The sequence below is a fragment of the Tepidanaerobacter sp. GT38 genome, from assembly GCF_021991635.1.
Classification (GTDB): Bacteria; Bacillota; Thermosediminibacteria; order Thermosediminibacterales; family Tepidanaerobacteraceae; genus DTU063.
In genome coordinates this window covers 50,862-77,561 of record NZ_JAFFJA010000018.1, presented here as the reverse complement: position 1 = coordinate 77,561, position 26,700 = coordinate 50,862, and the positions used below count along the sequence as shown (strand labels likewise).

The 26,700-nt window shown below is 36.0% G+C and carries 27 protein-coding genes; all 27 read right to left on the bottom strand.

Going from position 1 to position 26,700, the window contains the following annotated elements:
- Positions 1 to 162: 162 nt before the first annotated feature.
- Positions 163 to 1,428: a Glu/Leu/Phe/Val dehydrogenase gene (locus JT739_RS04175; RefSeq protein ID WP_237659837.1), complete on the bottom strand. Its 1,266-nt coding sequence runs from the start codon at positions 1,426 to 1,428 to the stop codon at positions 163 to 165.
- Positions 1,429 to 1,460: 32 nt separating this feature from the next.
- Positions 1,461 to 1,988, bottom strand: coding sequence for a 2-oxoacid:acceptor oxidoreductase family protein (locus JT739_RS04170; RefSeq protein WP_237659836.1), 528 nt, complete (start codon positions 1,986 to 1,988; stop codon positions 1,461 to 1,463).
- Positions 1,989 to 2,807 (bottom strand): 2-oxoacid:ferredoxin oxidoreductase subunit beta, encoded by an 819-nt coding sequence (locus JT739_RS04165; RefSeq protein WP_237659835.1) that lies wholly within the window; start codon positions 2,805 to 2,807, stop codon positions 1,989 to 1,991.
- A complete protein-coding gene (locus JT739_RS04160) occupies positions 2,800 to 3,948 on the bottom strand; it encodes a 2-oxoacid:acceptor oxidoreductase subunit alpha (protein ID WP_255688327.1) in 1,149 nt (382 codons plus the stop codon). The genes JT739_RS04165 and JT739_RS04160 overlap by 8 nt, the downstream gene beginning before the upstream one ends.
- The gene (locus tag JT739_RS04155; protein WP_237659833.1) at positions 3,914 to 4,147 is read right to left on the bottom strand and encodes a ferredoxin family protein; all 234 of its coding nucleotides are present in this window, start codon (positions 4,145 to 4,147) and stop codon (positions 3,914 to 3,916) included. The genes JT739_RS04160 and JT739_RS04155 overlap by 35 nt, the downstream gene beginning before the upstream one ends.
- 4 nt (positions 4,148 to 4,151) lie before the next feature.
- Positions 4,152 to 5,111, bottom strand: coding sequence for a GntR family transcriptional regulator (locus tag JT739_RS04150; protein ID WP_237659832.1), 960 nt, complete (start codon positions 5,109 to 5,111; stop codon positions 4,152 to 4,154).
- A 151-nt stretch (positions 5,112 to 5,262) separates the two neighbouring features.
- Positions 5,263 to 6,081 carry a PHP domain-containing protein gene (locus JT739_RS04145; protein ID WP_237659831.1) on the bottom strand — a complete coding sequence of 273 codons (819 nt, stop codon included), beginning with the start codon at positions 6,079 to 6,081 and terminating at the stop codon, positions 5,263 to 5,265.
- 99 nt (positions 6,082 to 6,180) lie between these two features.
- Positions 6,181 to 6,441 carry a stage V sporulation protein S gene (locus JT739_RS04140; RefSeq protein ID WP_237659830.1) on the bottom strand — a complete coding sequence of 87 codons (261 nt, stop codon included), beginning with the start codon at positions 6,439 to 6,441 and terminating at the stop codon, positions 6,181 to 6,183.
- Positions 6,442 to 6,536: 95 nt separating this feature from the next.
- Positions 6,537 to 7,322 (bottom strand): TIGR00282 family metallophosphoesterase, encoded by a 786-nt coding sequence (locus JT739_RS04135; RefSeq protein WP_237659829.1) that lies wholly within the window; start codon positions 7,320 to 7,322, stop codon positions 6,537 to 6,539.
- A gap of 154 nt (positions 7,323 to 7,476) precedes the next feature.
- Positions 7,477 to 8,994, bottom strand: coding sequence for a ribonuclease Y (gene rny, locus JT739_RS04130; RefSeq protein ID WP_237659828.1), 1,518 nt, complete (start codon positions 8,992 to 8,994; stop codon positions 7,477 to 7,479).
- A 242-nt stretch (positions 8,995 to 9,236) separates the two neighbouring features.
- The gene (locus JT739_RS04125; protein WP_237659827.1) at positions 9,237 to 9,905 is read right to left on the bottom strand and encodes an ATPase; all 669 of its coding nucleotides are present in this window, start codon (positions 9,903 to 9,905) and stop codon (positions 9,237 to 9,239) included.
- Positions 9,906 to 9,907: 2 nt separating this feature from the next.
- A complete protein-coding gene (locus tag JT739_RS04120) occupies positions 9,908 to 10,150 on the bottom strand; it encodes a hypothetical protein (RefSeq protein WP_370642574.1) in 243 nt (80 codons plus the stop codon).
- A 20-nt stretch (positions 10,151 to 10,170) separates the two neighbouring features.
- Positions 10,171 to 11,613, bottom strand: coding sequence for an AAA family ATPase (locus JT739_RS04115; protein ID WP_237659825.1), 1,443 nt, complete (start codon positions 11,611 to 11,613; stop codon positions 10,171 to 10,173).
- 2 nt (positions 11,614 to 11,615) lie between these two features.
- Entirely contained in the window at positions 11,616 to 12,611 is a 996-nt protein-coding gene (locus tag JT739_RS04110; protein ID WP_237659824.1) for a metallophosphoesterase, read from the bottom strand.
- Position 12,612: 1 nt separating this feature from the next.
- Complete coding sequence (gene recA, locus JT739_RS04105) at positions 12,613 to 13,644, bottom strand: recombinase RecA (RefSeq protein ID WP_237659823.1); 1,032 nt, start codon at positions 13,642 to 13,644, stop codon at positions 12,613 to 12,615.
- 54 nt (positions 13,645 to 13,698) lie between these two features.
- A complete protein-coding gene (gene thpR, locus JT739_RS04100; RefSeq protein ID WP_237659822.1) occupies positions 13,699 to 14,247 on the bottom strand; it encodes an RNA 2',3'-cyclic phosphodiesterase in 549 nt (182 codons plus the stop codon).
- Positions 14,244 to 15,629 carry a metallophosphoesterase gene (locus JT739_RS04095; RefSeq protein WP_237659821.1) on the bottom strand — a complete coding sequence of 462 codons (1,386 nt, stop codon included), beginning with the start codon at positions 15,627 to 15,629 and terminating at the stop codon, positions 14,244 to 14,246. Before JT739_RS04095 ends, thpR begins: the two co-directional genes overlap by 4 nt.
- Positions 15,630 to 16,871: a competence/damage-inducible protein A gene (locus JT739_RS04090; protein WP_237659820.1), complete on the bottom strand. Its 1,242-nt coding sequence runs from the start codon at positions 16,869 to 16,871 to the stop codon at positions 15,630 to 15,632.
- Between the two features lie 111 nt (positions 16,872 to 16,982).
- Positions 16,983 to 18,458 (bottom strand): ATP-dependent metallopeptidase FtsH/Yme1/Tma family protein, encoded by a 1,476-nt coding sequence (locus JT739_RS04085; RefSeq protein WP_237659819.1) that lies wholly within the window; start codon positions 18,456 to 18,458, stop codon positions 16,983 to 16,985.
- Positions 18,459 to 18,481: 23 nt separating this feature from the next.
- The gene (locus tag JT739_RS04080; RefSeq protein ID WP_237659818.1) at positions 18,482 to 19,018 is read right to left on the bottom strand and encodes a hypothetical protein; all 537 of its coding nucleotides are present in this window, start codon (positions 19,016 to 19,018) and stop codon (positions 18,482 to 18,484) included.
- Between the two features lie 112 nt (positions 19,019 to 19,130).
- Entirely contained in the window at positions 19,131 to 20,453 is a 1,323-nt protein-coding gene (rimO, locus tag JT739_RS04075; RefSeq protein ID WP_237659817.1) for a 30S ribosomal protein S12 methylthiotransferase RimO, read from the bottom strand.
- 84 nt (positions 20,454 to 20,537) lie between these two features.
- Positions 20,538 to 21,416, bottom strand: a complete 879-nt coding sequence (locus JT739_RS04070) for a RodZ domain-containing protein (protein ID WP_237659816.1) — start codon at positions 21,414 to 21,416, stop codon at positions 20,538 to 20,540.
- A gap of 59 nt (positions 21,417 to 21,475) precedes the next feature.
- The gene (locus JT739_RS12795) at positions 21,476 to 23,641 is read right to left on the bottom strand and encodes a DNA translocase FtsK (protein ID WP_304650963.1); all 2,166 of its coding nucleotides are present in this window, start codon (positions 23,639 to 23,641) and stop codon (positions 21,476 to 21,478) included.
- Positions 23,642 to 23,717: 76 nt separating this feature from the next.
- Positions 23,718 to 23,933, bottom strand: coding sequence for a YlzJ-like family protein (locus JT739_RS04055; protein ID WP_237659815.1), 216 nt, complete (start codon positions 23,931 to 23,933; stop codon positions 23,718 to 23,720).
- A 10-nt stretch (positions 23,934 to 23,943) separates the two neighbouring features.
- Complete coding sequence (locus JT739_RS04050; RefSeq protein WP_370642573.1) at positions 23,944 to 24,594, bottom strand: ClpP family protease; 651 nt, start codon at positions 24,592 to 24,594, stop codon at positions 23,944 to 23,946.
- A 117-nt stretch (positions 24,595 to 24,711) separates the two neighbouring features.
- Positions 24,712 to 26,382, bottom strand: a complete 1,671-nt coding sequence (locus JT739_RS04045; RefSeq protein WP_255688326.1) for a ribonuclease J — start codon at positions 26,380 to 26,382, stop codon at positions 24,712 to 24,714.
- 21 nt (positions 26,383 to 26,403) lie between these two features.
- Positions 26,404 to 26,691: a YlmC/YmxH family sporulation protein gene (locus tag JT739_RS04040; RefSeq protein WP_237659813.1), complete on the bottom strand. Its 288-nt coding sequence runs from the start codon at positions 26,689 to 26,691 to the stop codon at positions 26,404 to 26,406.
- Between the last annotated feature and the right edge of the window lie 9 nt (positions 26,692 to 26,700).

Genomic DNA, 26,700 nt, shown 5'->3' with positions numbered 1-26,700 from the left:
CCAGAAAGGAAGATTACCATGAGGAGAATATTGACAGCCTTACTGATTTGCCGTATCCCTTTAAATGTCATATATATAAAGAAATTTAAACTTACCTAATATCCTCGCATACTAAAGCGAGGATATTAGGTATTATATAACAATAAATTATTTTAAGGGTTATCATACCCAACCTCTCAATTTCATATTGTCAGCTAATCGCTTAATTGCGACTAAATAAGCAGCTTGTCTTAAACTCACATTGGCTTCTTTATGCATGCCATATACATCATCAAAGGCTTTTATTAAAATATTTTCTAGTTTACTATTTACTTCTTCTACGGTCCAGTAAAAATTCATCAGATTTTGTACCCATTCAAAGTATGAAGCCGTAACGCCACCTGCGTTGCAAAGTATGTCAGGGAACACTGTTATTCCTTTTTCAGCAAGGATTTTATCAGCTCCAGGTGTAATAGGACCGTTGGCTGCTTCTACAATGATTTTTGCTTTTATGTTAGGAGCATTATTTTCGTCTATAGCATTTTCAAGGGCTGCTGGAATAAGTATATCTACATCGTCAAGGGCCCAAAATTCATCAAGACTAATCCTTTTAGCTTCTGGGAAATTTAGTATAGTGCCATTTTTAGCTTTATAATCAAAGAGTTTTTCTATATCTAGACCTTGTTCATTGTATAACGCATATGTTCCGATATCTTTGTCCCATTCTCCTACGGCTACTATTTTTGCTCCGTTTTTGCTGCAGTATAATGCAGTATAACTGCCCACATTGCCAAAACCTTGAATGGCTATGTTTGTTTTGGAAATATCCATTTTCATTACTTCACAGACTTTTTTTACGGCTACCGTTACGCCATATCCGGTTGCCTGTACCCTTCCATAAGAACCTCCCAATGAAATGGGTTTTCCAGTAACTACTCCGGGAACGTTATAACCCTTTATCTTGCTAAATTCATCCATAAACCAAGCCATTATTTGTGCATTTGTATTAACATCAGGGGCAGGTATATCTTTTTCAGGTCCAATAATAGGACTAATTGCTCTTAGATAACTGCGAGTAAGTCTCTCTAATTCAGTTTTAGACAACTCTGCAGGATTGCAGCAAACGCCTCCTTTGCCTCCGCCGTAAGGAATTCCCACGACAGCACATTTAAATGTCATCCACATCGCGAGGCCTTTTACTTCATCAAGGGTAACATCTGGATGAAATCTAAATCCGCCTTTAGCAGGCCCCATTATAGTACAGTGTTGAGCTCGATATCCTGTGAAGGTTCTTATGGTTCCGTCATCCATTCTTACTGGAACTTGAACAACAAGCACTCTTTCGGGTTCTTTTAAAAGTTCATAATAGGAATTGTCCAAGCCAAGCTTTTCACATGCAAGTTTAATTTCATTTTGAACAGCCTCTACCGGGCTAATTTTTTTAGACATCGGTTTGACCCCTTTCACAATAATTATTCTTTTCAACTTACTAATTTGTAGCCTTCGTAAAGGGCCTTCTTGTTTAATTCCTCGGTGCCTTTAGGAACTCTATCTAATACAGCCTTTTCTATAGCTTCTTTTGAAACTATTTTGGTTGCTGAAATCAAAGTTCCCAGCGCTACTATATTAGCGACAATAGACTTGCCAACTTTTTCTTGGGCAGTCTTAAGTATAGGCACACTTAGAATCTTATAAGGGCCATCAGGTTTCTCTATGCTGGAATCTAAGATAAGTAACCCGTTCTCCTTTAGACCATTTTTGTATTTTAGCATAGCTTCTTCTGTTAATGCTAGCAATATGTCAGATTTAGATACTTTTGGATAGTCAATGCTTTCGTTGCTAATAATCACCTCTGATCTACTGGCACCGCCACGGGCTTCAGGACCATAAGATTGGGTTTGAACTGCGTTTTTTCCATCTAAAATTGCGGCTTCTGCCAATATAATCCCTGCAAGAATTAAGCCTTGACCCCCTGAACCACTTAACCTTATTTCAATCCTTTCGTCCACTTATTTCCCCCCCTGTGCCGTTTTTATAATTTTAGCGTATTCTTCGGTAAACTCAAGCGCATTTTCTTCATAAAACTCACCAATAACGATCTTACCAGAGAGTTCTTCTGCAGACAGCTTCTCTGCTGTCTTTACTGTGATCGACATGTCGCGGATTTTTTCCATCATTGCCACAGGTGTTGGCACTTTATTTTTCCTGCCAAAATAGGTAGGACATATATCAGCTACATCAACAAAAGAAAAACCTTTATGTTTTAGGGCTTTTTCTATTAATTTTATTAATTGTGGAACATGATACACTGTTCCTCGTGCCACATAGGTAGCACCAGCAGATTGAGCCAATTTGCACAAATCAAAATTTCTGTCGATATTTCCATAAGGTGCTGTAGTTGCGAAGGCTCCTTTAGGTGTCATTGGTGAATACTGGCCGCTAGTCATACCGTAAATACTATTGTTAAATACAATTGTAGTAATATCTATATTTCTACGAGCAGCGTGAATCAAATGATTACCACCTATTGCCGCACAATCTCCATCACCTGTAAGAACTATAACTTTCAGTTCGGGGTTTGCCATTTTAATACCAGTTGCAAAAGCCAGGGCACGTCCGTGAGTGGTATGTAAAGTATTAAAATTCATATATCCCGGAGCTCTGGAGGAACAGCCGATTCCAGACACTATGCATATTTTGTTCTGATCGAGTTTTAGATTGTCTATAGCACGAATTACAGCTCCAGTTATTATTCCGTGACCACAACCTGGACACCAAATATGTGGAAGCTTATCTTTTCTAAAATATCTCTCAAGCTCCTTACGCATTTACTGCCACCTCCCTGACTTTGTCTATAACTTCTTGTGGAGTAATAAGTTCTCCATTATACTTATTCAATCCATAAACCTTAAATACCCCATCAGCAGAGGCTTTAACAGTCTCTATCAACTGACCGTAGTTCATCTCTGCTACAATTAGATTCTTTGTGGCTGTTTGAGTTAGTTCGTTTATAGCTTTGTGGGGAAAAGGCCATATGGTTTTTAGCCTGAGCATACCCACTTTAAATCCTTCTTGCCTTAAAAGCTTTACTGCCCTTAATACCGAACGTGCGGTAGAACCGAAAGTTACTATTACCGTATTGGCATCTGCTGTATCCACAGTTTCATATTCAATAATATCGTCTAAATTGTTATAAATCTTATTCATTAATCTATTTAACAAATTCTCCGTAACTTTAGGGTCGGTAGATGGAAACCCAGTTTCATCATGAATTAGACCTGTTACGTGAAAAGGAGTACCATCACCAAAGGCTGCCATAGGTGGTATGCCATCACCATCATAATCTTTATATGGTTTATAATCAGGAAGAGAAGCTTTAGGTTTTTTTCTATTTATTATTTCAATATTTAATTCTTCTGGCAATTCTACTTTTTCTCTCATATGTGCTACAACTTCATCCATGAGTAAAATACAGGGAACTCTATACTTTTCTGATAAGTTAAATGCCTTGATGGTCATATCAAATACTTCTCTTACACTAGATGGCGAAATAACTATAATTGGATGATCTCCATGAGTTCCCCATCTAGCTTGCATTACATCACCTTGAGCTGGTAATGTGGGCAAACCAGTACTAGGGCCTCCTCTTTGAACATTTACGATAACGCATGGGACTTCCGTAAGGCAAGCAAATCCTATATTCTCCTGTTTCAGGGAAAAACCCGGTCCACTGGTTGCGGTCATAGCTTTAAGCCCTGCTAGAGATGCACCTATTACAGCTCCCATACTGGCTATTTCGTCTTCCATCTGAATAAACTTTCCACCAACCTTAGGAAGCTTTTCGGCTGATAACTCAGCGATTTCGGTAGATGGTGTTATGGGATATCCAGCATAAAAACGCATACCAGCAGCTATTGCGCCTTCAACACAGGCCTCATTTCCCTGCATTAACATTACTCTTTTGCCCAATATCGTCACCTCCCACTATTATAGCATAATCAGGGCATCTCAATTCGCATAATTTACAATTGATACATGCACTTAAATTAACAACTACTGGTTTGTTGCCCTCAGAAGCAAAAACTTTTTTAGGGCAAAAAGCTATGCACAGTCCACACCTTTTGCAAGCCTTTTCATCAATTAGGATTCTTATACCTTTTTCCGTCAAAATATCACCCCAACTTAGATTTATCTTTTGTTATAGATGTATTTAATAAATTAATAGAGCCAGCATCGGGAACAAATATAAACTCAATAATATTCTGATTGTTTTTTAGATAAGGCGTCACATGTTTCTTTCTACCTGGTGAAACAATAACTGTATCTACTTGTTCTAAAAACCGTATTATTTCGGAGGGTTTTGTCGCAGTTGATTTTATGATACTTTTAAAATTAAGCCCTGCCTCAAAAATAACCCGTTCTACTTTGTTTGCAAAATTCTCTGAGATTGTCAAAATGCCAATTGAGCTCTGTTTTGGTACTCTTGCTATTTTAATAATGCTTTCCAATTGAGGGTGCAAAGCAATCGGAAGTATGTTGATTTTTTGATTACTAATGATTTGCCTGACTTCATCAATGTGAAATAACGTTGTAATTAAAAAATCATAATCCTTTAGCTTTTGTGGAATATTTGCAAAGTCTTTTTTAAAATCTTGCAATAATACTGGTGTAATAGTTACACCTGCTCCCAATTCCAGCTCTTTACAAAAATAATCAAGTTGCTCTTTATTACATTCTACAATCATTATCTTAAGCTTATGGAGCTTTTGTTTATATTCTTTTACCCTTTGACTGCATAGGCTTAAAAAAGCATCAGGATCAACGCCCTTTTTTAAACATGAATTAAGGCATTCATCAATAACTTGCATAATACTTTCATAATTTGTCTTATCACTAGTTGGCATTTTTATGACAAAAGTTCCTCGACCTCTATGGGAAGACAGGATACCCTCCTTTTCTAATTCCTCATATGCAAGACTTACAGTCTTTCTGCTAACGCCTATTTCTTCAGCTAATTCCCTTTCAGAAGGCAATCTATGTCCAATAGGCAAATTGCCGTCTTCAATGTATTTTTTTATATGATCTTTTATTTGAAGGTAAAGAGGAATATTATTTGCTTTAAAATTTACCATATTTATCACCTGAGAGATTATTGGCTCTTAAGGAGTCCTTTTAATTAAAATATATTCTACATTATTATTAATATTCCTGCATAAATTTAAAAAAAATTAAGCCAGTTAATACGAATTGGCTTATTGTATACATGAATAAAATTTTAATTGTTTACATTTTTACCTTTGCTTTATCTTTAAGTTTGGTTACGTACTCAATTGGAACGTTTAAAGTGCCAAGTAGAAGAGGCTCCTCTCCATGTGAATCTGAACCTCCTGTCAAAAGTAAATTATTTTCTAGAGCCAATTTTGTATAACAATCAGTATGAATTTGCGTGTGATCCTTGTGAATTACTTCAATGCCCATAATTCCACTTTCGATTAATTCGTGTATAATGCTGTCGTTTTCAAGTAAGCCGGGATGAGCAAGTACTGGTATACCATCACTATTTTTAATTAATTTGATAGCATCTGAAGGTGTCAATTTTTTTCTCGGCACATAAGCAGGTCTGCCTTTGCTTAAATATTTATCGAAAGCTTCTTTAATTGAAGTTACATATCCTTTTTCTATGAGTGCCAATGCAACATGGGGTCTTCCTACAGAAGAGCCCCGGGCTTTTTCTTGGACGTCTTTAATATTTATCAGTACACCTATATTGTTTAGTTTGTAAATGATTTTTTCCAATCTTTGTTGCCTGTTTTGTTGTAAGTCTAAAAGTTCTTTTTTTAGATTTAAATCTTTATAATCTATATAATATCCTAAAATGTGTACCTCCTGACCGTCGTAATATGTGCTTAATTCTATGCCAGGTATTACTTCAAACCCTTCGTATTTTCTAGCTTCAATTATTGCGGGCAAAATGCCATCCACGGTATCATGATCGGTAATTGCTATTGCTTGTAAATTGCGGTCGATAGCTTTTTTTACTACTTGCTCAGGTGTCAGCAGGCCATCAGAATAGGTCGTGTGTATATGAAGATCTACTTTCATTTGTACCACCACTTTCTATACAAAAATAGACGGCATTAAATTTTTAATTTATGCCGTCATTATTTTTCTTATTAAATAATTTTTAATAAAACTTACCCGTTAACGAGGCTCCACAATTAATTTTATAGCTGTCCTTTCCTGGCCATCGATTTCAATATCCGTAAAGGCCGGAATGCAAATCAAGTCGATTCCACTTGGTGCAACAAACCCTCTTGCAATTGCTACTGCCTTCACTGCTTGATTTAGTGCTCCGGCACCAACAGCCTGAATTTCAGCTCCTCCGCGTTCCCTCAATACGCCTGCCAAAGCACCTGCCACCGAATTCGGATTGGATTTTGCTGATACCTTTAAAACTTCCATTATTTAATTCCTCCCTGCAATTTTTGCTTCTTATGTTATTTATTCTATATTTTAATCAAAAATCCTTGTTGTTTTAAAAAATTTTAAAAAAAATTTTAGTTTTCCATAGTCTCTCTGATTCTGTAAATGGCTATAGCTTTGCCTGTTAACTCGTTTACCTCTACTAAGATCCCGTTAAGTTCGGCAGGGCCTTTGGCAACCTCAAACCTAACAGGTAACTGTGTAATAAATTTATTTATTACACTTTCTTTATCTATACCCAAAACGGAATCGACAGGTCCAGTCATGCCGATATCAGTGATATAAGCTGTGCCATTTGGAAGAATTTTTTCATCAGCGGTTTGTACATGTGTGTGGGTTCCTGCTACCAATGTAACTTTGCCGTCAAGGTACCAACCCATTGCAATTTTTTCAGATGTGGCTTCTGCATGAAAATCTACAATAATGATATTAGTAACTCTGCTAATTTTTTGTATAATTTCATCTGCAGTTCTAAAGGGGCAATCCAACGGCGGCATAAAAGTTCTGCCTGATATGTTTAAAATACCAATCATCCCTTTACCTGTCTGCACAATTTGGTATCCTTTTCCTGGCGCAGTAGAAGGATAATTAGCAGGTCTTATCATTCGATTTTCTGTTTCAATAAAATTAAAAACATCTTTATTGTCCCAAATATGATTTCCCATAGTCAAGAAATCAATACCACTAATAAAAAGTTCCTGAGCAATTTTTTCTGTTATTCCATTTCCACCTGCAGCATTTTCGCCATTGGCGATAACAAAGTCTGCCTCGTACTTGTTTTTTATATTTAATAGTTTCTCTCTGATAATTGTTCTACCGGGTCTACCGACAATATCACCAATCATTAATATTCTTAGCATTAAATTTATTCAGCCCCTATTTTTGTTTTTCAAACTCGCAATCAAAGTTAGTATACTTTTATATTGCTTTCAATCAACTGTAATTATGTAAATATAAAACTACTTAAGCCCATAACAATGGCTTTATTTAAATAAAGTGCGCACTTTGCGCACTTTATTTTGCATATTCTATTGCTCTGGTTTCCCTAATAACATTGACTTTTATTTGGCCGGGATATTCCAATTCCTCTTCTATTTTTTTGGAAATCTCTCTGGCCATTTCTATAACACCTAAATCATCAACAGTTTCCGGCTTTACCATAATACGAATTTCTCGACCGGCTTGTATTGCATAAGATTTCTCAACACCTGCAAAAGAATTTGCAATTTCTTCAAGTTTTTCAAGTCTTTTAATATAAGCTTCCAAAGTTTCTCTTCTTGCACCAGGCCTTGCTGCTGAAACTGCATCGGCTGCTTGAACTAAAATTGCTTCTATGGTTTGTGGTTCAACGTCATTATGGTGCGATGCTATAGCATTGACAACCTCAGGAGGTTCTCCATATTTTTTAGCCAGTTCAGCTCCAACCAAAGCATGGGGGCCCTCCATGTCCTGATCAACGCTTTTTCCTATATCGTGCAACAAACCAGCTCTCTTAGTAAGTTTAACATCTACACCTAATTCTGCTGCCATAGCCCCAGCTAAGTGAGCAACTTCTATAGAATGTTGCAATACATTTTGACCGTAACTGGTTCTGAAATATAATTTACCCAGATGCTTGACAAGATCACTGTGAAGGCCGTGAATACCTGTATCAAAAGTAGCTTTTTCACCCTCTTCTCTTATTATGTTATCTACTTCTTTTTGAGCTTTTTCAACCATTTCTTCGATCCTTGCTGGGTGAATCCTTCCGTCTAAAATCAATTTTTCCAGGGCAATTTTTGCTACCTGTCGTCTAATTGGGTCAAAGCCTGAAAGAATAACGGCTTCTGGAGTATCGTCTATTATTAAATCTATACCGGTAAGGGTTTCTAAAGCCCTAATATTCCGACCTTCTCTTCCAATAATCCGGCCTTTCATTTCATCATTGGGAAGAGTAACTACTGAAACTGTGGTCTCAGCAACAATGTCAGCTGCACACTTTTGAATGGCGCATGTGATAATTTCTCTTGCTCTTTTTTGTGCTTCTTCCTTTGCTTGGTTTTCAATTTCTTTAATCATTATAGCAGCATCATGTCGTATCTCATCTTTTATTCTATTTAGTAAAAACTCTTTAGCTTCCTCTGTAGTTAATCCTGCGATGCGCTCAAGTTCTGATAATTGCTGGGAGTATAATTCATTAACTTTCTCGTAAAGCTGATTTATTTCGCTTTGTTTTTTTGCTATGGCTTCTTCTTTTTTTTCTATAGAATCCAACTTTCTGTCGAGAGCTTCTTCTTTCTGGATTAATCTTCTTTCAGTGCGCTGCAGTTCATTTCTTCTCTCGCGCTGTTCTTTTTCAGCTTCATTCTTAAGCTTTAAGATCTCTTCTTTTGCCTCAATAAGGGATTCCCTTTTAATGGATTCGGCCTGGTTTTCGGCTTCTTCTATAATTTTCCTTGCCGATTCCTCAGCCGAGTTTATTTTAGCTTCAGCAATATATTTGCGGATAAGGTATCCGGCGATTGTAGCTATTGTTCCGATTATTAAATTCAATATTAAGTTTGCACCGTTGATACTTTTCACCTCCTGTAGATAAAACAATAAAAACCGAGGGGAACTCGGTTTTTTTAATTAAATAGAGAATACTCTAATTTAATTTACTATCGTGCCCCCGAACCATCAGGCTTAAGCTAAAACATAGTTTCTGTACTACTATAATTTTATACTTTTTTAATAACCATGTCAAGGAAAAGGTATCCTAATTGTATGTAAGACAAGGTCTTGACGGCAATAGCTTATTCTAAACCAAATTCAGTTACTTCACTGATACCGTTTTTTAATTCAACCTTATAGGCCAAGTCGGCAATCTCGCTCAGGTATTGGTTATGAGTTACCATTATAATTTGGCGGTGAAACACATCACTAATCTGTTTTAAAAATTGAGCAACATTATTTATATATTCATTACTGACATGTTTTGCTGGTTCATCTAAAATAAGTGGACCATCCTTGTATAAATCCGTACTTTGTATAACTGCAATTCTCAGAGCCAGCGATATTACATCAACGACTCCGCCACCTCTAGCATCCTGGGGTTTGGTTTTAATTTTTACATCATCATATGTGGAAACAACGTAAAACTCTGCATTGGTTTTACCACGAACTTCACTTAACTCAATTTCAAATTCTAGATTTGGCCCAAAGACAAACTGAAGACAATGGGTAACCAACATTTCTATTTGTTGTTTGATTTGTTCCCGCGCATATTCGGAGGCTCTTTGAAGTAGTAATCTCACCTGCTCCAGTACATCAATTAAATTTGCCACTTCCTCAAGTTCGTTTTGCTTGGCATTTAAATCTTTTTCTAGTTTTTCCTTAATGTTTTTCTTCATGGCATATTCAACCATTAACTGTTGTGTATACTTTTCAATTTCCTCTATAGATTTATCAAATTCTAAAGTCATATTTATCCCTCTAAATTCTCAGGAAGTAAGTCTTTTGCTTTTTTTAATAAGTCGTTGATTTCATTACTGATTTTTTCAATCTCTCTATCCAGGTCTTCGGGCTTCACATTAAGTTTACTCAATTCATCTAGAAGTGCTTGTCGTTGCTTTTGTAATTCCTCCAGGCGAACTTCAGCTTTATATCGCATAGCCTTGGCTTTATCAATTTTTTCTTTTAGCTGGTGAATCTCTTTTTCTGGATCCATCATCTTCACCTCTTAAAAGATCAATATAATATATCAGAAACGATTTTCTGTATTGTATTCTTATCAATTGGCTTTAGACATGTAGGGCATATGGAAAATTTTTCAAGTATCCGGCTATATTCTTTTGCCATTGCAGTAAGACTTTCCTCAAGGTTTTGTAGATAAGCCTTACCTTTACTAATAGAAGAATCAACAGTGGCAATTGACTCTTTAGTCTTTTGAAGAAATAAGAGTGTTGTCATTTTCTGCAACAGGTGATTTAAATATAGTTCGGACTTTTCTATTTTGGTATATAGAGCTACTTCTTGTTTTTGAAGTTCTAACTGATGGTTTATTAATTCCCATTTGCTGCGACTTGATATGTAGTTTTTAGCTACTTCAAATAATTTTTCAGCTTCGTGCAAGGTCTTGTGGGCCATGTGGATATTTGCCGTGTTTTGTATTACTTTTTTAATTTGTTGTGTATTTTTATCAATATCTTTTAAACTTAAATTAATCTTAATTAATTTGTTTTGCATCTGATTAAATTCCAATATGGTTGTATAAAGACGTTCTACGGGTGGTAAATTTTGTGTCATGTTTATAACTTTCTGTTCAGCTTCAATGGAATCCGTAATTGTCATAAGTTTATTCTTTATTTGACATAAGTATTGATATTTACTGTATAGCCCATCGATGACTTTCATATTTTGTTCTGCAGTTTCAATGAAATTCAGTTTAAGCAATATATCCTGATTTTTGTTTATCTCGCGATTGGTTGGCTCAAATTCCTCTTTCAGTTGAGTTAGCTTTAATAAAATATTCCTTTTCTGCTTTAATTTTTCTAAAATGTTATTTAGGTGAGAAATTTTTTTTGCAATCTCGTCAATGTCTTTATAAGACTCCAGTTCAGTGGTCAATTGTGATATATTTCTTTCCAGTAATTTATATCGCTGTTGGTAATCCATCAAATCTTTTAAGGTAATTCTTTGAGCAGCATCTATAATATGGATTCCCACCAGCCTTCCTAAAGCCTTTGCCTTATTGCTTCCGCTTTCAGATATCAAAAAAGGTGGTTCCAGCTGTTCTGCAAGGTTTGCCGCTGATGTAGCATCTCTGTCTATGTATACTTTAGGTATGCCGTGTACTTTCACTATTTCCAAGGGTACGGTGTTCCCAAACCCTTCGAAAATTTGTTCCTGACCATTTTGTTTTAATATATATCGATTACGATGGCCGTCCCTTTCACGGATTATTACAGAACCATCTCTCATCTCGAGCTCAACGCGACAATTTTTGCAACCAGCAGTTATAAAATCTGTGCCTCTAGGTTCATTATAAAGTACCCATTTAAGAGCTCTGATAATAGCACTTTTCCCTTGGTCGGTCTGTCCTAATATTACAGTTAAACCTTCATGGAAATTGATATGGGTTTCTTTATGCGATTGAAAGTTTATTAATTTAAGGCTTTTTATGAATCCCAAAATTAGCCCACCTCAAGCCAATCTTCATTGCCCAAAAGTTCTTGAGCTTGGCCTATTCTTTTTAAAGCTTCTTTAATTACCTCTTCTTTTAAGTTTTGTTGTTTAGAAATCTGTTCTATAATGTTATTAATGTCAAAAGTATCATAATTACCGGTAGAATTAACACTTTGTATAAACTCTGAAAGCTTTCTTTCTCTAAATGCCATAGTTTCTACTTTTGTCCTATCTAAGACTTCTTCGCCAGGGAGTGCTCTTTTAAGGTAGAGCTCCTGTATTTTTATTTCATTTTGTAAATCTAACAATACTACTTTTGGCATTCTCAGTAATTCATTTAAACTGTTGTTGATTCTAACTAAGCTCCCTGGATTGATAAAGTATTTGTTATCTATGCATTTTGTAGTAAACCCTGAATGATAATGGCCACTTAGAGTAATATCAGCTTCAGTATCCAGTATATCTTCTATTAGCGTATAAGCCATCCCCTCAAAAAAAGGCTTTTCCAAAAGCATTCCGTGAACTATATGTACAGCAACATCTACATCTTTATCCTTTTTTACAATATAACTTTGCTTACCACTATCCACATCTAAACCGTAGAAATAGTGCTGACCGGTCAGCTGTATTTTTTTATTACCATCTTTAAAATATAGCTTTTCTCCTGGACTAAGTAATCTTATTATACCGGCACCATCTAACAGGCCAAGCATTGTCCTATTTAGAGTAACCGGATTCTGGCCGAACATATCGTGATTTCCCGCGACAGCATAAATAGGCAGCGAGTACCTGTCTATTAATACTATAAAATCTCTAACTAAAGAAGGGGCAATATCGGGTCTGTCAAAAATGTCCCCACCGTGGATCAAAATGTCTACATCATTTTCCTTAGCAATATCAAAAACTTCCTCTAATTTCCGAAATATTGTATCTACAAAATTATCTTTTCTGTTTTGAGGATTTGTGCCGCGAATATGGGTGTCTGTAAAAAATAACATTCGCATTTTATGCGCCTTCTTTTGATTCTGTAGTGCTTTCGGATTCAGGCTTAATGATATTATATTTTTGTTTTATTTGTCGCTCCAAATCCATTAGTATATCCTGGTGTTCTCTTAAAAATTGCTTGGCATTTTCTCTGCCTTGACCGATTCTTTCATTTCCGTAAGAGTACCAAGCACCGCTTTTTTGAATAAGACCTTCCTCAACGGCAAAATCCAGTACACACCCTTCTCTTGATATGCCTTCTCCATAAATTATATCGAATTCTGCCTGTTTAAAAGGTGGGGCTACTTTGTTTTTAACTACCTTAACTTTAGTCCTGTTTCCTAACATCTGCTCGCCTTGTTTTAAAATTTCACTTTTGCGGACTTCTAAGCGCACTGAAGCGTAAAATTTCAAGGCTCTGCCCCCAGGTGTGGTTTCAGGAGTTCCAAACATTATTCCAACTTTTTCTCTGAGCTGATTTATAAAAATAGCTACTGTCCTTGATTTGCTAATAGCACCTGCCAGCTTTCTTAAAGCTTGAGACATGAGTCTCGCCTGTAAGCCAACATGTTGTTCTCCCATTTCTCCATCTATTTCGGCTTTCGGAACTAAAGCCGCTACTGAGTCAATTACTATCACATCTACTGCACCACTTCTAACCAGTGCCTCTGCAATTTCCAATGCCTGTTCACCTGTATCAGGTTGAGAGATCAGCAAATTATCTGTATCTACTCCTAAATTTTTTGCATAAGTGGGATCTAGGGCATGTTCTGCATCAATAAAAGCTGCTGTGCCTCCCATTTTTTGTGCTTCAGCAATAATATGTAGAGCAACGGTAGTTTTTCCTGAAGACTCTGGCCCATATATTTCTATTATCCTGCCTCTTGGAACTCCTCCAATTCCCAATGCCAAATCTAAGGGCAAAGCACCGGTAGGGATGACTTCAATATTAAATTTTGCCGCGGCATCCCCTAATCTCATTATGGAACCCTTGCCAAATTGCCTTTCAATTTGAGCAATAGCAGTTTCTAAGGCTTTGTTTTTTTCTGTCATCTTTTTTAAAACCTCCAAACTTCTTTTGTAAATTAAACGTTTAAATAATATAAATTAGCCGAGTTTAAAACTATAAAGTTCTGTATAAAGCGGACCATCAGAAAATAATTCACTTTTCATTAAAAAAATTTCCGTTACTAAAAAAGAAGCTTTAAAATCTTGAATTTTTACAGTTTCGGGCTTAATTATTAATGGAGTCTTAAATCTACCAATTGTCAGATGTGGCGAAAAAGGCTTTCTATCATATTGTATATTACACTCAGTAAGGCCTCTGTCAATATCCTGTTTCAGCTTCAAAAGTATAGGTTGTTCTTTTATACCTAACCAAAAAACCTTGGGATTTTTTATATTTGGAAAAAATCCTGTTCCGGATAATTCTATGGGAAAAGATGCGTGTTTTGATGCTACACTCTCTAGCATGTTTTTTACGGATAAAATATCTTCATCTGTAATTTCTCCTAAAAAGGCAAGTGTAATATGAAAATTTTCAGGTCTTACCCATTTTATGCCTTCAAATTTTTGATTTAAATGGTTTTGCAATATGAAGTCTTTAATTTCGGCTTTAACAGATGAATCTAAATTTATTGCTATAAAACACCTCATTTTCGGTCCTCCTGGTCAAAGAAAATCCTTTCCACCTGAAAACCTGCTTTGAGATTTGAAATTTTGATTATGTCTGCTGCAAATAACTGAGGTTTTTTTAGAGCTTCATCATTCTTAAAATATAGTAATATTGCAGAGTAAGGAATGTCATTTTTCGATTGGATGCCGCGTATGCCAGCAGCACCGGTAGTTCCGGCATTAATTATAAGAGTACCGTTTTCTTCTTTTAACGAAGCCTTATGAACATGGCCGTTTAAAATTATAGGAACTAAACCTGTTAATCCTGCTGTAGCTTCAGGATCATGAACCGCTAAAATATCTGGCATTTCGCTTAAGGTTCTTAATTTATCGCGAATTGTCAAATTAAGCTTTAAATTATCAACTTCATCAGAAGAATCAATCCTTAACGCCTTTGAACTTACATCGGAAAAACCTAAAATATTTATGCCTTTTACATTAATCATTTCGCAATCCAATATGGTAACATTTTCTATTGCCGACAGCATTTCCACAGTATTAGGTGAATCGTGATTACCGGCTACAAAAATATAATCAACTGGAAGCTTTGACAAATTTTTTATGACCATATCTTCTAAAATTGTGCCATAATCGGTGAAATCTCCTGTATCAATAACAAAATCAACGCTAAAATTTTGAACTATCTGCTCCATAAAATCAAAAGCAGCGGGATTATTGTGAATATCACTGACATGAAGGACCCTAACCATTGATTCTTCAGTAGAAGCTAGATTATCCAGTCGTGAAAAGACCATTGAAATACCATCAGACATGTTTTTTAACTGCTCGCCCAATTCATTTATTTGGGAAATTCCTTTATTCCAAATATCTATAAGCCACGGCGCTGCTTTTAATGTGCCAAAGTACTCAGGTTTATCGAAGGCAGCAATATCATAAGAAAAAAAAGTCCAGCTTAATAAAACGACAACAAGTAATAAACTGACAACTGAATAACTTATAAATTCTCTTTTTGTAAGTCTGAAGATCAATGCTACAAAGATACTTCCAACGACACTCAATATCAGTGTTTTAATGACTAGAAGTTTAATGGCCTTTTGCACATCTTCCTTTACTATAGAAATTAACTGGTATTTATCATTTATACTCTCTATGACGATTTTTAGTAAGTCTAAATCTATGTTGTGTAAAGTAATATTTAAGCTAATTGGAGCACTATGTGTGTAAGCTTTTAGAACGCCTATGGGTGGTAAATGTATGGTAGTCGAGCCTTTTTGTGCCAATTCTAAGCTTAAAGAAAGTTCTACGCCCTCTAGATTTAACATGACACTAGCAAACGTGTTAATAAATACAAATGTAACTAAAACGGCACAAATACAAATAACAAAGGCTCTTTTCCAATTCATTTAATCACCCAAATCTTGTATCTTTTTTCTCACCAGATGAAAAGCGCTATTTACGGATTGTTCTTTGATATCTGCTCTTTCACCTATAAAAATGTGTTTTTCGGCACAGCATATATTAGAATCTGAATAGCCGATATATACTAAACCAACGGGTTTTGTAGGGGTTCCACCATCTGGTCCGGCTATACCTGTTATTGATACACCGATATCAGTGCCAGAAGAAATTCTTATACCCTGAGCCATTTCTTTGGCAGTTTCTTCGCTAACAGCACCGAATTTTTCCAGTGTATCAGGATTTACATTTAATAAATCTTCCTTTGAACGATTGCTGTAAGAAACTACGCCCCTTTCAAAAAAACGCGATATTCCAGGAATATTGGTAAGCTTATGGGCCATTAACCCTCCTGTACAGGATTCCGCTATGGCGATGGTTTTGTTAAATTTAGCTAATAACCTGGCAACTATGTCTTCTACAGAATCATCATCATAGCCATATAAAAACTTTCCTACTCTTTTAATAATCTCGTCCTCAACAGGTTTTATTATTTTTTCAGCTGCCATGCGATTCTCAGCCTTAGCAGTAAGCCTTATGGTGACTTCTCCCATTTTTGCCAAGGGAGCAATTGTGGGATTTGTTTGTTTAGATATTAAATCCTCTAGTTTTTCCTCTAGGGCCGATTCACCAATGCCATAGAACTTCAAAACTTTTGAGAATATGGTGCTGCTGTTCATTTTTGAAAGATAAGGTATAACCTCATCTCTAAGCATCGGTTCCATTTCCCTGGGAGGTCCCGGCAGCATAATAATTATTTTACCGTCTTTATTTAAGAGTATTCCAGGAGCTGTTCCCTTTTTGTTTTCAATAGCTATAGCACCTTCGGGAACCAGGGCCTGTTTGTAATTATTTTCAGTAAAGGGCCTTCCTCTTTTGGCAAAATAACTCTTGATTTTATCCAAAGAGTATTTATCTAGTTTCAGCGAAAGGTTTAGACAGGCGGCAACAGTTTCCTTAGTTAAATCATCCTTGGTGGGGCCTAAACCTCCCGTTAAAACAATAATATCGGAACGCCTAAGCCCTGTTTCCAAAACACTCTGCAACCGTTCTTGATTGTCGCCCACACAAGTATGAAAGTAAACATCAATCCCAATTTCCTGTAACGCATTTGATATGATTTGGGCGTTTGTATTAGCTATTTGCCCTAAGAGCAGTTCTGTACCTACAGCTATAATTTCAGCTTTCAAATCCAATCACCTTCTGATTAAACAATGATAAAAATTGCTAAATACATTATTCGTTTTTTTTATCAAATATCCTTTTTTTAATTCAATTGAGAGAAAGCATTATAGAAACGTTTATGCAGCTCTTGATTTATATAACAATTCCCTAAGTTTGTCTCCGTCTATTCTTTCGTTTTCCATCAGATAATCAACGACTAATACTAAAGTATCCCGTTTTTCTTCTAGCAACTTCTTTACTGCTGACTTTTGCTCTGATAATATATCCGAAATCACTTCGTGGAGTTTTTCTGATGGTAAAGAATCTTTATCCACTACATTCAATACAGACATTCCTGAAAATATCATCTTTCTTGCTAAATTCGTAGCTTGCTCAAAATCATTGGAGGCTCCTGTACTGCTATCTCCGAGTAGTATTTCTTCCGCCACTGCGCCGGCCAAAGCTATAGCTATTTGAGATTGTAAGTATTGCTTTGTATAGAGATAGATGTCGTCTTCCGGAATTTGTCTTACATATCCAAGAGCCTGGCCTCTCGATGTAATCGTTATTGTAGAAACAGAATTTGGATTAAAATGCTCACTTACCAGAGCATGGCCAGCTTCATGAATTGCAATGCGCTTGCGCTCTTCGTCGCTGGGTTTTCTATTAAGCTTTTCACCCATGATGACTTTATCAATTGCCTCTAAAAAATTCTTTTGGCAAATTTTATTTTTATTTTCTCGCATGGCAAAAATAGCAGCTTCGTTGCAAAGATTTTCCAGGTGAGCTCCTGAAAAACCAAAGGTTTCTTTGGCTATCTGCTCTAGATCTACATCATCTGCAAGTGGTTTATTTTTGGTGTGTAGTTTTAAGATTTCCAATCGCCCTTCCTTATCTGGAAGATCCACTTTTACAATGCGATCAAATCTACCAGGTCTTAGCAGGGCCGAATCAATTATATCTGGTCTATTTGTAGCAGCTATAACGAGAATATTAACGTCGTCGGAAGATGAAATGCCGTCCATCTCAACTAACAATTGATTAAGTGTCTGATCGTATTCTAGATGGCTGCTGTGCCTGCCTCTTACGCCTGCAATAACTTCAATCTCATCGATGAAAATCACACCATGTTTTTTTGAAGCTTTTCTAGCCATAGTGCGGGCTGTATCGAATAATTGCCTTATCCTCTGTGCTCCGACTCCAGCATACATCTCTATAAACTCACTTCCTGAAGCTGAAACAAATACTGAATCAATATATGAAGTTGCAGCCTTGGCCATTAATGTCTTGCCTGTGCCTGGAGCTCCTGTGAGCAAAATTCCTTTGAGGGGCCTTATTCCCATTTTTTTAGCCTCATCAAAGTTTTTAATAAAATCTAATGCTTCCAACAGTTCCTTTTTTGCTACTTCCTGACCACCAATTTGATCAAAAGTTATGCCTTGAGTGCTTGTTATAACCTTTTGAGGACTTTTTATCATACTGCTCCTGTACATGACACTGTACATCATATACGCGCACCCTATCATGATAATAACAGGCAAAACATTTATTCCAATTAAAGCAAGATATACTAAAAGGGCTACTGCAAACCCTATCACTATTTCAAATAACAATGGTCTCTCCCCTCCTGCATGTATTACATTTCTTGGTCAATAACCGTAAAATAATGAACATCGTCTAGTTGCATGTCCAAATAAAGCTTTTCAGAATCCAGAAATACTTGAATCTTTAATAGACCTGATGTTGAATTTTCGGTGACTGTTTTTTCTAATTCATCAAGTCTCGCTCTCATTTTTGTAAACTCACCGGTTTTTAAAGCTTCATAAATAATATACTGCACCTTGTTATAATATATATCTTCCAACTCCGAATTGGCTTTGTTAACAATTTTCAACTCGAAAGACTGCCCTTTAAGTCGTTGTTCCAGGGAATCATATAGATCTTTGTATATCTGCATAAAATTGTCTATATTGTCAAAGGTCAGGTAAATTATGACTTTTTGCCTTTCTTCAGTAATTTTTACATTCTCTACATTTTTGTGTTCAATCAGTACGCTTTCCAGCGCTTTGACTTTTACATTTTTACCAAGATACCATTGAAAAGCCAACATCAAAATTAAAAAAATAGCTGAAATTGTTAATATGCGGAGTATCTTGCTTTTATCTAAATTCAAAAGTCTATTCACCTCACACTAGATGCATAATAATATTATAGCATACCTATTGAGGGTTGTCTTAAAAAGAAAAAAGGCATTTTTTTCAATGCCTTCAAGTTTTATCAAATATCTAATTAATAAGTTCGCCTACCAAATCATATTCGTAGGCCTTTAGAATTTTGACCGGGTAAAATTTCCCTAATTCACAGTTGGCATTTATTATTTTTACTACACCATCAACAAAAGGTGCATCATTCTCCGAACGTCCAATGTATATATTGTTATCATTATCATATTTCTCAACTAAGACCTTTAATACTTTGCCCTCAAATCTCTGATTTTTTACCTTTGATATTGATTGCTGTACCTTCATCAACTCGACATATCTTTTATGTTTAATTTTGCTTGGTATTTGCGGCTTTAATGACGCAGCCAAAGTTCCCTCTTCTTTGGAATATTGAAATGCTCCCACTTTGTCGAATTTATACAGTTTAATAAAATCTAAAAGCTGACGGTATTCTGCTTCCGTTTCAGTGGGAAATCCAACTATAAATGTAGTTCTTAAAGTTATTTCGGGCAGTTGATTTCTTATATTGTCTATAAGTTTCATTATATATTCGCTACTTGTAGGTCTGCCCATAAGTTTTAAAAGTCTGTCATTGATGTGTTGCAGTGGTATGTCAAGGTATTTTGCAATTTTAGAGTTGCTTTTCATCACATCCAACAGTTCTTGGTTAATATTGGTGGGATAAGCATATAAAATCCTGATTATAAAATCTCCGTTTATTTTTACAAGCTCTTCTAATAGTTTAGAAAGGGAAGGTTTGCCGTAAATATCTGCTCCATAGTTTGTAGTGTCCTGAGCAACTAAATTAATTTCTTTAACCCCATCAGTAACGAGAAGCTCAACTTCCCGTTTTATTTCTGAAATTTTTCTACTTTTATAAGTTCCTTTTATTTGCGGAATTGCACAGTATGAGCAGCAATTATCGCATCCTTCTGCAATTTTTACAAAAGAAATATAAGGATAGACCCTTACCCGGTTTTCAATATCATAATCTACAAAACTCTCATTATCGGTAAGATTTACTCGGTTGGAATCAAGCTGTTTTATTACTTCATGTATCTTGTTAAAATCACCAGTGCCGATAACTGCGTCAAGTTCAGGTATTTCTTCAAGCAGTTCTTCTTTGTAACGTTGAGAAAGGCATCCTGTGGCAATTAGCAGTTTTAATCTGCCAGTTTTTTTAAGTTGTGCCATCTCTAAAATGGTATCTATGGACTCTTGCTTGGCATCATTTATAAACCCACATGTGTTGATTATGATTATATCTGCCTCTTCTTTATTGTTGGTAATTGTATAATTGTGCTTTTTGAGGATCCCAAGCATAAATTCCGAATCTACGAGATTTTTATCACACCCTAAAGATATAAAACCAATTGTTGCTGACAATTTGCTCCTCCGATAGCTAAATATTTTGTACCTTTTTTAGTATACCTATTTTATTTGAGTATGTAAATAAGTTGGTCACAAATTTTAAAAACTAGAGGCTCTTCGTTTAAAAATAAAATCTCTAGCTATTCCACCAGGCTTGCCTAAGTCCTCGCCATTTACTACTAAATTTATAACAGCCGGATTGCCTATTCTTATATTAATACTATCGTTTGCCTTCCAGGTTTTTGAGTCGCCCGAATTTAATATCCCTTCGAATTCCCATTCGCCGTCCTTAAGGACCTGAATCCAGCATCGGTCCGTAACATTGCTCATGGTAACTTCAATGTATTCAGCATCGATTGCATAAATGGTATTTTGACTGGTATCTTCAACTAACTCTACCATTACTTCTTTATTTTTTTGTGTTATAAGATCTGGTTCATTTTTCGGTTCTTCTACTTTTTTTTCTGCCTCATTCTGAATCTGAGTTTGTATTGTCGGAACTTTAGGCGGTGGCGCTTGATTTTCCGAAATGTTTTTTCCTACAAAAACTTTTAGTGATATTCCCAGCACTATGACAAAAGATGTAGCTATAATAGTAACACCAATTTTTCTGTAGTTTTGCCTTACAAAACTACTTACATTATTTAAAATAACATCTAATTGAGATATTGTCTCTTCTGTAGGCTTTACTGGGCTTTCTTCTTCTTTTGTATCACCTCTCAACTTTTTGTATAATTCTATAATAGAAGAAGGTTCCAAGCCAACGCACTTAGCATAGTTTTTCAAAAAGCCTTTTACGTAAACATCGCCCCCGGGTATTGAAGAAAAATCACCGTTTTCCATAGCAGCTAAATATTTCGTGCGGATTTTAGTCTCCTTATGTATTTGCTCAATAGAAATATGTTGTTGTTCTCTGGAATTCTTTAGATACTGGCCAAACTGAGCAAAATTCTTTATGTCCTCAATGTCAAAGCTCAATATTCCCACCCCCTGTCCTTATATTTCCAAATTAACTTCAAAATATTACCGTAAGTCTTTCATTCACCCAAATTTTTAAAGTATTTTTCATAGTGTTCTTTAGTAATCAGTACTTCTCTAGGTTTAGTACCTTCATAACTGCCAACGATACCCCGTTGCTCCATTTCATCTATAAGCCTTGCCGCTCTAGCATATCCTATTCTCAGCCGCCGCTGAAGCATAGAAATGGAAGCTTGGCCGCTGTCCAATACTATTTTTACTGCTTCATCAAACAATTCATCCGTCTCTTCATTGGCATTGTCCACTACAACTTCTTCAAAGTCCGAAAGGTTCTTTTCGTATACAGGTTGGCTTTGTTTTTTACAGTAATCCACAAGCTTTTCCACTTCTTCTTCAGATATATATGCTCCTTGAATTCGAATAGGTTTCGAAGCTCCTACGGGGAAGAAAAGCATATCCCCTTTGCCCAGTAGTTTTTCAGCACCAGACATATCCAAAATGGTTCTAGAATCTACTTGAGATGAAACAGCAAAAGAAATTCTAGAGGGAATATTGGCTTTTATAAGACCTGTTATGACATCTACTGAAGGCCTTTGTGTGGCCACTACTAAGTGTATGCCTGCAGCTCGTGCCATCTGGGCAAGTCTGCATATGCTGTCCTCAATTTCCCTGGGAGAAACCATCATTAAATCCGCCAATTCATCTATTATAACTAATATTTTGGGCATGGGGTTATCTGAATTTACTTCATTATACCTGGTTATATCCCGAACGCCTTCCTCTGCAAATGTTTGATACCTTCTCTCCATTTCAGCAACCATCCAATTTAAAGCTGCAGCAGCTTTTTTGGCATCGGTGACTACAGGTGTTATCAGATGGGGAATACCATCATATACAGCAAGTTCCACAACTTTTGGGTCTATCATCATTAACTTTACTTCATTCGGCTGTGCTTTGTACAAAATACTTGAAATAATAGTATTTATACAAACACTTTTTCCCGATCCTGTGGCACCAGCAATTAAAAGATGTGGCATTTCTGAAAGATCAGCAACCATCGGTTTTCCACTAATATCCTTACCCAAAGCTACAGTCAACTTAGATGATGATTTGCTAAACTCTGCTGATTCCAATACTTCCCTCAGGACCACCAAAGACTTGGTTTTGTTAGGCACTTCAATACCTACTGCAGATTTGCCGGGAATTGGAGCTTCAATTCTTATATCAGTCGTGGCCAAACTAAGGGCAATATCATCTGCTAAGTTAACAATTCTGCTTACCTTAATTCCAGGTGATGGCTGTATTTCAAACCTGGTAATGGTTGGACCGCAATTTACCTGAATAACTTTTGCCTGTAAACCAAAACTTTTCAAAGTATTTTCAAGAACACGGGCGCTATTTAATAACTCTTTTTCACTAAAACTGTTTTCTTTAACCGGATTTTTTCGAAGTAAAGATATAGGCGGAAACTTATATTCTTTTTCATCAACTTGATTATTGATAATAATTACATCATCGTCTTTTGCTTCTTTAACGTGCTCTGTCTTTTGTATCTCTTCTTTTTCTGACGAACTTACAGCGCTTTTTGTTATTATTTCATTATCTGAAGAGGAACTGTCTATAGAGATGTTGTTTACAACTTTGATCTTCTCGTTCGCTTTTGGTGAATTTATTGTAATATTTTTGTCCTTAGCAGGTAATTTAATTTTTTTTAGTATGGTTGTTATTGATTTGCCAGTAGATAGGATTAAGCCAATAATGAAAAAAGTACTTATCATTATAGTAGAACCAGTAGTGCCGAAAATACTGATTAAAAGCGACAAACCGACTTCACCAAAAATTCCACCGCCATGTCCTTGGGCACCTAAGTCGGCACTTTTTCTTAATCTATCTATAAAGCTCATATCAAGTAAAGTAGAATGCGTATGTAAATGAAATAAAAATACAATTACTGTGAAAGTAATTATGACACCTGCCATTCTCGCAGAAAAAGTTGGCTTTCTTTTGTAATAGAGACAGTATATGCCGAGCACAATTATTACTATCGGTATTAATACCGCCGCTTGTCCCGAAAAACCTTTTAAATTTCGGCTTATAAATTTCCCTATTACTCCTACTGCATTTGTATAAATAGAAAATATTCCAATGATACCAAAGCTAATAGCGAGAAGACCTCTAATTTCCCAGCTGATATCGTTTTTTATGCTGTCATTTGATTTTCCCATTTCCTACACCTCAATAAATTTATTCTCCATATATTGTTAAAATCCTTTAATAACCAATAAAAAAAGGCCTTAAGGCCTAATTTGCAGAAAAATTTATTATTTTACCCGGTGAAAAATTTGGGTTCAAAAAATCTTGAGGATTGGTGCTTAGAAGCTTAACTATCTTCCCTTGGTTTATACCTATAGGTTCGATAATTAGTTTTACTCCTTCAATTTCTACTTCCTTAAATTCATATTTCCTATCTATTCCTTCCATTACCAATTCTATTGGCATTGATGTGTATAGTACCAATAAAATCACCTTATCTGTTGTTTATCAATTCTTCTAGTTTCTTTACGGCTTGTCCTATTCCACCAACTTCATCAATTAAGCCACATGCCACTGCATCTTTCCCAACCAACACAGTTCCTATATCTCTTGCAAGGTTGCCGGTGCTAAACATTAATTCTCTAAAAGTTCTTTCGTCAATGTTGGAATGTTTTATGACAAAATTAATAACTCTATCTTGCATTTTATCCAGATATTCATACGTCTGTGGCACACCTATTACAAGACCTGTAAGTCTAATAGGGTGAATAGTCATTGTTGCTGTTTCAGCAATAAACGAATAGTCGCTAGCTACAGCTATGGGAACCCCTATACTGTGACCTCCTCCCAATATTAGGGATACAGTAGGCTTTGTCATGCTAACAATCATTTCAGCAATGGCAAGACCAGCTTCCACATCACCTCCTACAGTATTTAATATGATTAGTAATCCTTTAATATTGGGGTTTTGCTCTATAGCTACTAATTGTGGAATAATATGTTCGTATTTGGTAGTTTTATTTTGCGGCGGTAATACTAAATGGCCTTCGATTTGCCCAACTATAGTAATTGAATGAAAATTACTTTCTGCTTTGGGCAAATCTAGCTGGCCCAATTGCTGTAGCGTAGATGTAGTCATATCCATTTGTGTTTGAATATTCTGCCCTTCGTTTTGTGTCATTAGATCATCCTTCCATAGGGTTTATTTTTATTCTTTGATGTTTTTTGATAAATATTCAAGAAAAAAAGTATGACAATAATGTCATACTTCCATAATGATTGGTAATATCATAGGCCTTCTATGGGTCAGTTCAAATAGATACTTACCTAAATGCTCTCTCACCTGGGATTTTATAGCTGACCATTCTCTTATATCCTCTTGTTGGCATTTACTTAGTGCCTGTTTTACTTTTTCGCGGGCCCGTTCCATCAGCTCTTCAGATTCCCTTACATACACAAAACCTCTTGAGATTATATCAGGTCCTGCTACAACTTCAGTAGTTTCCTTATCTATTGTTACCACAACAATTAGAATGCCATCTTGCGAAAGTTGTTTACGGTCACGGAGAACTATATTACCTACATCACCTACACCCAAGCCGTCAACAAGCACTTTTCCTGCAGTAACCTTTCCGGTCATTCTGCCGGAATTTTTAGTAAACTCCAAGATTCTTCCGTTTTCCGCAATGAAGATGTTTTCTTCCGGAATACCTACTTCCATTGCTAGCTGTGAGTGGTGTATAAGATGTCTGTACTCTCCATGGACTGGAATAAAAAATTTCGGCCTTACGAGATTGAGCATGAGCTTTAATTCCTCTTGGCTGGCATGACCAGAAACGTGAACACCAGAAATGGCCTCGTAGATGACATTGGCTCCTCGTTTAAACAAATGATCTATAGTTCTTGCTACAAATTTTTCATTGCCAGGGATGGGGCTTGCAGAAATCAACACCGTGTCTCCCGGCATAATCTCCACTTTTTTATGTTCAGACATAGCCATTCGAGTCAAGGCAGACATAGGCTCGCCCTGACTGCCAGTAGTAATTATCACTACTTTTTCCTTGGGCAAGCGGTTTATCTCATCTGGATCCACTAGCAAAGATTTTGGTATGGTTAAATAACCTAGTTCGAGAGCAATATTGACAACATTAACCATGCTCCTCCCTATTACCGTAACCTTTCTGCCATTTCTATTGGCAGCATCAAATATTTGCTGGATGCGGTGTATATTTGATGCAAAAGTAGCTACTATAATACGACCCGTAATGGATTTAAAAATATCTTCAATAGTTTTTCCAACTACCTTTTCAGACATTGTATAACCTTCACGCTCTGCATTAGTGCTATCAGATAATAGCACAAGAACACCTTTCGACCCTAATTCTGCAAATTTGTGAAGGTCAGCTTTTTCACCGTTAACAGGAGTCTGATCCAATTTAAAGTCTCCTGTATGACATACTATGCCAACAGGTGTATGAATTGCAAAGCCTACTGAATCAGGTATGCTGTGGTTTACTCTAATAAAATCAACGGTAAAGCTCCCGATATTAACAGTAGCAGGTGGTTTTATTACATTCATGGGTATGTTCTTTTTTAGCTTGGCTTCTCTTAACTTAACTTCTACTAGACCTAAAGTTAATTTAGTACCATATAGTGGAGCATTTATCTGCTGAAGTACATATGGAAGTGCTCCGATATGATCTTCGTGGCCATGAGTTAAAAGGATCCCTTTTATATTTTCCTTATTTTCTATAAGGTATGTTATATCCGGAATCACCACATCTATTCCCAACATATCTTCCTCAGGAAACATCAAACCTGAGTCAATAAGCAGTATTTCTTTTCCGTACTGAATAACCGTCATATTTTTGCCTATTTCACCCATTCCACCCAATGGAATGATGAGCAATTTATTTTGTCCGTTTTTCGACAATAAAAAAACACCTCCGACATCTCAAGTAAAATTTTTGCCCCTTATAAAGTCATTATGTTTTTTGTGACTATAATCTTCCATATCTATAATAATAATATCCGGCCCGATTTTCTTTATAGCACTCCAAGCAACTTCAGCTTTAGCTCTTTCACCGAAAACAAAAAAAGGAGTTCTTTTTTTTGGTATTAACAAAGATATAATCTTTCCAGAAGACTCATCAAAAATTAAATCAGAATTGCTAATTACGCCGAGTCTCTCTCCATTAAAAAGATTTATTATTTCTTTTCCGCACAATTCACTTAATCGCATATTTTTACC

Coding starts and splice junctions, on each gene's coding strand:
- JT739_RS04175 (WP_237659837.1), bottom strand. CDS start 1,428: ATGTCTAAAAAAATTAGCCCGGTAGAGGCTGTTCAAAATGAAATTAAA.
- JT739_RS04165 (WP_237659835.1), bottom strand. CDS start 2,807: ATGCGTAAGGAGCTTGAGAGATATTTTAGAAAAGATAAGCTTCCACAT.
- JT739_RS04150 (WP_237659832.1), bottom strand. CDS start 5,111: ATGGTAAATTTTAAAGCAAATAATATTCCTCTTTACCTTCAAATAAAA.
- JT739_RS04145 (WP_237659831.1), bottom strand. CDS start 6,081: ATGAAAGTAGATCTTCATATACACACGACCTATTCTGATGGCCTGCTG.
- JT739_RS04140 (WP_237659830.1), bottom strand. CDS start 6,441: ATGGAAGTTTTAAAGGTATCAGCAAAATCCAATCCGAATTCGGTGGCA.
- JT739_RS04135 (WP_237659829.1), bottom strand. CDS start 7,322: ATGCTAAGAATATTAATGATTGGTGATATTGTCGGTAGACCCGGTAGA.
- JT739_RS04125 (WP_237659827.1), bottom strand. CDS start 9,905: ATGACTTTAGAATTTGATAAATCTATAGAGGAAATTGAAAAGTATACA.
- JT739_RS04120 (WP_370642574.1), bottom strand. CDS start 10,150: ATGGATCCAGAAAAAGAGATTCACCAGCTAAAAGAAAAAATTGATAAA.
- JT739_RS04110 (WP_237659824.1), bottom strand. CDS start 12,611: ATGCGAATGTTATTTTTTACAGACACCCATATTCGCGGCACAAATCCT.
- recA (WP_237659823.1), bottom strand. CDS start 13,644: ATGACAGAAAAAAACAAAGCCTTAGAAACTGCTATTGCTCAAATTGAA.
- thpR (WP_237659822.1), bottom strand. CDS start 14,247: ATGAGGTGTTTTATAGCAATAAATTTAGATTCATCTGTTAAAGCCGAA.
- JT739_RS04095 (WP_237659821.1), bottom strand. CDS start 15,629: ATGAATTGGAAAAGAGCCTTTGTTATTTGTATTTGTGCCGTTTTAGTT.
- JT739_RS12795 (WP_304650963.1), bottom strand. CDS start 23,641: ATGGGAAAATCAAATGACAGCATAAAAAACGATATCAGCTGGGAAATT.
- JT739_RS04050 (WP_370642573.1), bottom strand. CDS start 24,594: ATGGATATGACTACATCTACGCTACAGCAATTGGGCCAGCTAGATTTG.
- JT739_RS04040 (WP_237659813.1), bottom strand. CDS start 26,691: ATGCGATTAAGTGAATTGTGCGGAAAAGAAATAATAAATCTTTTTAAT.